Origin of the sequence: Mycobacterium sp. (assembly GCF_049683355.1) — a bacterium.
GTDB lineage: Bacteria > Actinomycetota > Actinomycetes > Mycobacteriales > Mycobacteriaceae > Mycobacterium.
In genome coordinates this window covers 1-5,572 of the sequence record NZ_JBAUJB010000106.1, presented here as the reverse complement: position 1 = coordinate 5,572, position 5,572 = coordinate 1, and the positions used below count along the sequence as shown (strand labels likewise).

General features: G+C 68.9%; 5 protein-coding genes and 1 pseudogene. 4 read left to right on the top strand and 2 right to left on the bottom strand.

Translation table 11 applies throughout. The features are described from left to right. Positions 1 to 334, top strand: a 334-nt coding sequence (locus tag WA944_RS06600; RefSeq protein ID WP_526646611.1) for a hypothetical protein, incomplete at its 5' end; no start/stop codon positions are given. Between the two features lies 1 nt (position 335). Continuing rightward, positions 336 to 1,814: an AMP-binding protein gene (locus WA944_RS06595; protein ID WP_526646609.1), complete on the top strand. Its 1,479-nt coding sequence runs from the start codon at positions 336 to 338 to the stop codon at positions 1,812 to 1,814. On the opposite strand, the pseudogene WA944_RS06590 reads toward WA944_RS06595, so the two are convergent. Together WA944_RS06590 and WA944_RS06585 are read right to left on the bottom strand one after the other, a co-directional pair. Beyond that, a pseudogene (locus WA944_RS06590) lies at positions 1,815 to 3,069 on the bottom strand (HNH endonuclease signature motif containing protein). Positions 3,070 to 3,122: 53 nt separating this feature from the next. Then, positions 3,123 to 4,283, bottom strand: a complete 1,161-nt coding sequence (locus tag WA944_RS06585) for a zinc-binding dehydrogenase (RefSeq protein WP_526608086.1) — start codon at positions 4,281 to 4,283, stop codon at positions 3,123 to 3,125. A gap of 30 nt (positions 4,284 to 4,313) precedes the next feature. Here WA944_RS06585 and WA944_RS06580 point away from each other — a divergent pair, with 30 nt between their 5' ends. Continuing rightward, positions 4,314 to 5,096, top strand: a complete 783-nt coding sequence (locus WA944_RS06580; RefSeq protein ID WP_526373893.1) for a glutaminyl-peptide cyclotransferase — start codon at positions 4,314 to 4,316, stop codon at positions 5,094 to 5,096. Between the two features lie 4 nt (positions 5,097 to 5,100). After that, positions 5,101 to 5,572: DUF1295 domain-containing protein (locus WA944_RS06575; RefSeq protein WP_526646607.1), on the top strand; the 472-nt coding region annotated here is incomplete at its 3' end.

Genomic DNA, 5,572 nt, shown 5'->3' with positions numbered 1-5,572 from the left:
ACCGCCGACGGTCGCGCGCGGTGCCGCGGTCGTGGCGGTCGGCGCACTGGTCTCCGGGATCGCCGGCGCTGCGGTGGCCGGCGGTCTGCTCGGCCTGCGTTACCTGCTGCGTGCGCACGAAACGGTTTGGAATGCAACGGTGGTCGGCACCGCCGCGGCCGGGTTGATCCTTGCCGGTGCGGTCCTCAGCCAGAATCCGTGGCGCTCGGTCGACGGGTATGTCGGGCATTCCGCAGGCGTGCAGTTCCTGGCACTGTTGTCCGTTGTCGCGGTAGCCGCCTCGGCGGTGTCACGCACCGAGAGGGCGGACTTGCCCGACGACGAGGAGGGTTGACGTGGCGAGCCCAGTCCCGCCGATCGGCACGCAGGTCTCGACGTTGGCAGCGCAGGATCCGGGCGCGCCGGCGGTCACCTGCGAGGGCGTCACCGTGACGCGGGCCGAGCTCGACGCCACGACGAACCGGCTGGCGCGGATGTTCGCCTCGCGCGGTGTCGATACCGGCGACTACGTGACGATCGCCGCGCCCAACTCGCTGCACTGGGTGTACTCGGTGGTGGCGTGCTGGAAGCTGGGTGCGGTCCCGCAACCGCTGTCGGCGCGGCTGCCCGACACCGAGCTCGCCTCGCTGCTCGAGCTGAGACGGCCCGCCCTGCTGGTGGGGCGGGCCGATCCGTCCGGGGTGACCACCAGCACCGCTGCTGATCTGGTCGCCGAGGCTTCCGGGTTCTCCGACGGGCCGTTGCCCGAAGCGGTGTCGCCGGTGTGGAAGTCGATGGCCTCGGGCGGCAGCACCGGTCGGCCCAAGCTCATCGAATCCGGCGGCGACAGCCGGGTGCCCGCTGCGATCGGCTACCCACTCGGTGCGCAGCCAGGTGACGTCAACCTGATCTCGGTGCCGCTGAGCCACAACACCGGTTTCACGACGTTCGTGATCGGCCTCCTGCAGGGGCATCACCTCGTGGTGATGCCGCGGTTCGAACCGCAGGACTTCCTGCGCCTGGTCACCGAACACCGGGTGACGTTCCTGGCCACCGTGCCGACGATCATGCAGCGGCTGCTTCCGGCGTACCGGGACGCGCCGGGCTCCTATAATCTGTCCTCGATCCGCAGGTTCTGGCATCTGGCCGCGCCGTGCCCACCGGCGGTCATGCGGGCCTGGATCGAGCTGCTCGGTCCCGAGGTGGTGTGGGAGCTGTACGGCGGCACCGAATTGCAGGCGCTGACCTTCATCTCGGGTGAACAGTGGCTGCGAAATCCCGGTTCGGTGGGCACCGTCGTGGCCGGTGAGATGAAGGTGCTCGACGACAGCGGCAACGAATGCCCGCCCGGGGTGGTCGGCGAGATCTACATGCGTCCATCCCCCGGTGGCCGGCCCACCTACCGGTACATCGGCAGCACCGCCAAGTCCCGCGGCGGCTGGGAATCGTTGGGCGACCTGGGCTATTACCGCGATGTCGGCGATGAACGCTACTTCTATCTCAACGACCGCCGGGTCGACATGTTCACAGTGGGTGGCCGCAACGTGTACCCCGCCGAGATCGAGTCCGCGCTGGCCGAGCATCCAGAGGTGTTGTCCTGCTTGGTAGTCGGCGTCCCCGACGGCGATCTCGGCCAGGTACCCCATGCCATCGTGCAGGCCGACGGTCTGGACGAAGCCGCACTGGTCGCGTTCCTGGCCGACCGCGTCGCGTCCTACAAGGTGCCACGCTCGGTGGAGTTCACCACCAGGGCGCTGCGTGACGATGCCGGCAAGGCGCGGCGGTCGGCGATCCGCGACGAGGTGATCGCGCGGCGGGCCGCGCAGGAGGGCTGATCAACTTGCCTTCTCAGCGTCTGGTGGTGGTTGGTAGGGGGTGTACCACGTCCATTGGGCGCGTTCGCCGGTCGGCCCGCGGTAGGGGGCCACAGCCGGGGGTGGCGTGGTCGGCGGTCGGGCCAAGGATCCCGCGTCGAGTTCCTGGCCTTCGTTGTCGGTGACCCTGAGGCGGTGCGCGGGCCCGGTGAGGGTGATGCCGCCGAGGTGGTGTAGCCGGTGGTGGTACGGGCAGAGCAAGACGAGATTGTCGAGTTCGGTGGGGCCGCCGTCTTCCCAGTGCCGCAGATGATGAGCATGCAGGCCGCGGGTCGCCCCGCAGCCGGGGACCACGCAGCAGCGGTCCCGATGCTCCAACGCCCGGCGCAGCCGCCGGTTGACCGTGCGGGTGGCCCGACCGGCGCCGATGACCCGGCCGTGGCGTTCGAACCACACCTCACAGGTGGCATCACAGAGCAGGTAACGGCGTTCGCTGTCGGACAGCAGCGGTCCGAGGTGCAGCGACGCGACGTGTTGGTCGACGTCGAGGTGGGCGATGACGGTGGTGCGTTGGCCGTGCGGGCGGCGGGCTACTTCGGTGTCCCAGCCGGCGTCGACCAGGCTCATCAACGCATCCACGGTGGTCGGGAACGGCGGCGCCTGATCCGACACCCGACCACCGGTGTCGTGGTCGTGTCGCCACTCGGCAACCAGCGCCTCGAGATGAGAGGCCAGCGCGGCGTCCACGACCGCCGCCTCGTCGTGCGGCAGCCGGATCCGGTAGGTGGCGTGGGTGTCGTTGCCGGTCTTGATGACCGACCGCTCCGGCTCGGGTTGGGGTTCGGGCTTGGGTTCGGGCTTGGGTTGGGGGGCTGCTTTGAGGGCGGTATGCAGTTGGGTGACCGTCGCGTTTTCGGCCAGTTGCGCGTAATGGGCATCGGAGCCGGTGGCGGCCCGCCCGGCGATCACCCCGACCTGATCGAGCGACAATCGCCCGTCGCGCAACCCCTGAGTGCAGCGCGGGGAACTCCTCGAGCCGCCCGGCGACGGTGGTGATGGTGTGCGCATTCGTGGGCGAGGTGCCCAGTTTCCAGGCCACCAGCCCGGCCACCGAGCGGGCCCCGGTCAAACCGCACAGTTCGTCACGGTCGATCTCAGCGACGATCTCCACGATCCGCCCGTCGATCGCATTACGCTGCCCAGCCAACTCCGCCAACTCGGCGAACAACACCTCAAGACGCTCCTTGGGAGCCAGAGAAGTTGCCGCCGAAGACATACCACCATCATCACAGAAGGCACCGACAAGTCCGGGTGTCCGAGACCCAGAGGCTAGGGCGTGGTCGCCTGACTGGCTGGGTCGATCATGATCTTGGCGTGCTTCTCCGGGTCGCCGAGCGCCTGGAACGCCGTCGCCACGCCGTCCAGCCCGACGGTCCCGGTCACCAACGCCGACGCATCCACCTTGCCCTCGGCGAGAAGGTGCAGCGTGTCACGGAATTCCAAAGGCGTGTAACCGAACACGAAGCGAATGTCGATCTCCTTGCCGATCGCCATCGCCGGCCGCAGCTTGTCGTCGCCCATGCACACCCCGACGACGACGATTCGTGAGGCCAACGGTGCGGCGCCGATGACACCGTCGATCATTCCCGGCACGCCGACACACTCGAAGATCACCGGTCGCTTGGGTGCGGTGGCCCCGAGCCGGTCGACCGCCCGGTACACGTGTGACCAACCCGGCAGCCGCCGCAGCTTCTCCATCGACCCGACGCCGAGCTCGTAGAGCGCGGGCAGCGCGGTCAGGCCCTGCTGCTTGGCGGGCACGGCTTCGTACGGTGAGTCCACCGCGGGGTCGACGACGATGTCGGCACCGCACCGGGAGGCCAACGCCCGACGTCCGGGCGAGAAGTCGCTGGCCACGATGGTGCCCACGCCGCGGGCCTTCAGATGGCAGATGACCGCCAGCCCGACCGGCCCGCAGCCGAGCACGATCGCGACGTCCTTACGGCTGATCTCGCTGCGCCTGATGGCGTGGTAGGCCACCGCCATGGGCTCGGTGAGCGCGGCGGTCGCCGGATCCAGGCCGTTGGGGACGACGAAGGTCAGGGCCGCCTCGGCCAATACCTGCTCGGCGTAACCGCCGGGCGCCACCGGCGACAGTCCGGTCAGGTGCACCCCGCCCTGCGCCCTCACCAGCGGGAAGGACACCACCGTGGTGCCCGGGGTGAACTCCTTGCCGACCTTTCGTCCCCGCTCTGCGACCGTCCCGCAGAATTCGTGACCCATCACCACCGGGGTGTCGCTACGCATGAAGTCGGTGTAGCCACCTTCGGCCATCACCTCGGTGAGTTCGTCGGCGTGGTCCTTGGCGTGCAGGTCCGATCCGCAGATGCCGCACCGCAGCACCTCGAGCACGATCTGGCCCGCGGCGGGCTGCGGATCCGGCAGGTCGACCACTTCCAGGGTGCTGCGCACACAACTGACCGCTTTCATTCCGCCATCGTTGCACGGTAGAACCACGGTATGAGGAAGCTTCGGATGTGGGCGGGCGCCGCTGTCGTCGTCGCGGTCGGATGGGCGGCCGCCACCGCCGCGAACGCCGGCCCGGGCGACGCCACCGCTCCGGTGATCGAGCCCGTCGTGCTGGAGGAGATCGCCCACGACCCCGAAGCGTTCACCCAGGGACTGGAGATCGACGGATCGGTTCTCTACGAGGGCACCGGCCTCGCCGGTGCCTCCCAGCTGCGCGAACTCGACCCGGCAACCGGGGAGGTGCGCCGGCAGGTGCCGGTGCCGAACGACTACTTCGGCGAGGGCATCACCGTGGTGGGGGACCGGATCTGGCAGCTCACCTACCAGGACGGGGTCGCGATCGAATGGGACACCGCGACCCTGTCACCGACCCGGGAGGTGCCGCTGGACGGGGAGGGCTGGGGCCTGTGCCACGACGGTGAACGGCTGATCCGCAGCGACGGGACCAGCCGGCTGCGGTTCCAGAGTCCAGACGACCTCGCCGAAACCGGCGGTGTCGACGTCATCCGTGACGGCCGGGCCCTGCGCGGCCTCAACGAGTTGGAGTGCGTCGGTGGGCAGGTCTGGGCCAACGTCTGGCCGGGTGACGACATCGTGCGCATCGACCCGGGGACCGGGGTGGTCGACCTCGTCGTGAACGTCTCGGGATTGCGGACCCGCGGAATTCCGCCGTCCGCTCAGGTTCTCAACGGCATCGCACACGTCCAGGGCAGTGAGTTCCTGCTGACCGGCAAGTATTGGCCGAAGACATTCCGCGTCCAGCTCGGCCGGTGACGTCATGCATGATCAGACCGTGAGCAAAGCCCGCTCGTTGACCCTGGTCACGACCGCGTACGTTCTGGCCATCGCAGTGGCGGCCGCCTGGCTGGTGTGGGGTCCCACCACCGGCATGCTGTGGCTGGACACGCTGATCGCCGACCTCCTGGCGACGCTCGTGGTGTTCGGGTTCAGCCGGCGGTACCGCAACTCCAGCTTCTACGACGCGTATTGGAGCGTCATTCCGCCGTTGCTGCTGTTCTTCTGGTGGGCCGACAGCGGTGCCGCAGAACCGTGGCGGATCTGGCTGCTCGCGACGCTCGTGGCGGTGTGGGCGGTACGGCTCACCGGCAACTGGGTGTACAGCTTTCCCGGTCTGCACCACGAGGATTGGCGCTACCCGATGTTCCGGGAGCGGGCGGGCCGATGGGAGTTCGTCGCCGACCTGGTGGCCATCCACGTGATCCCCACCGTGCAGGTGTTCCTCGGGATGC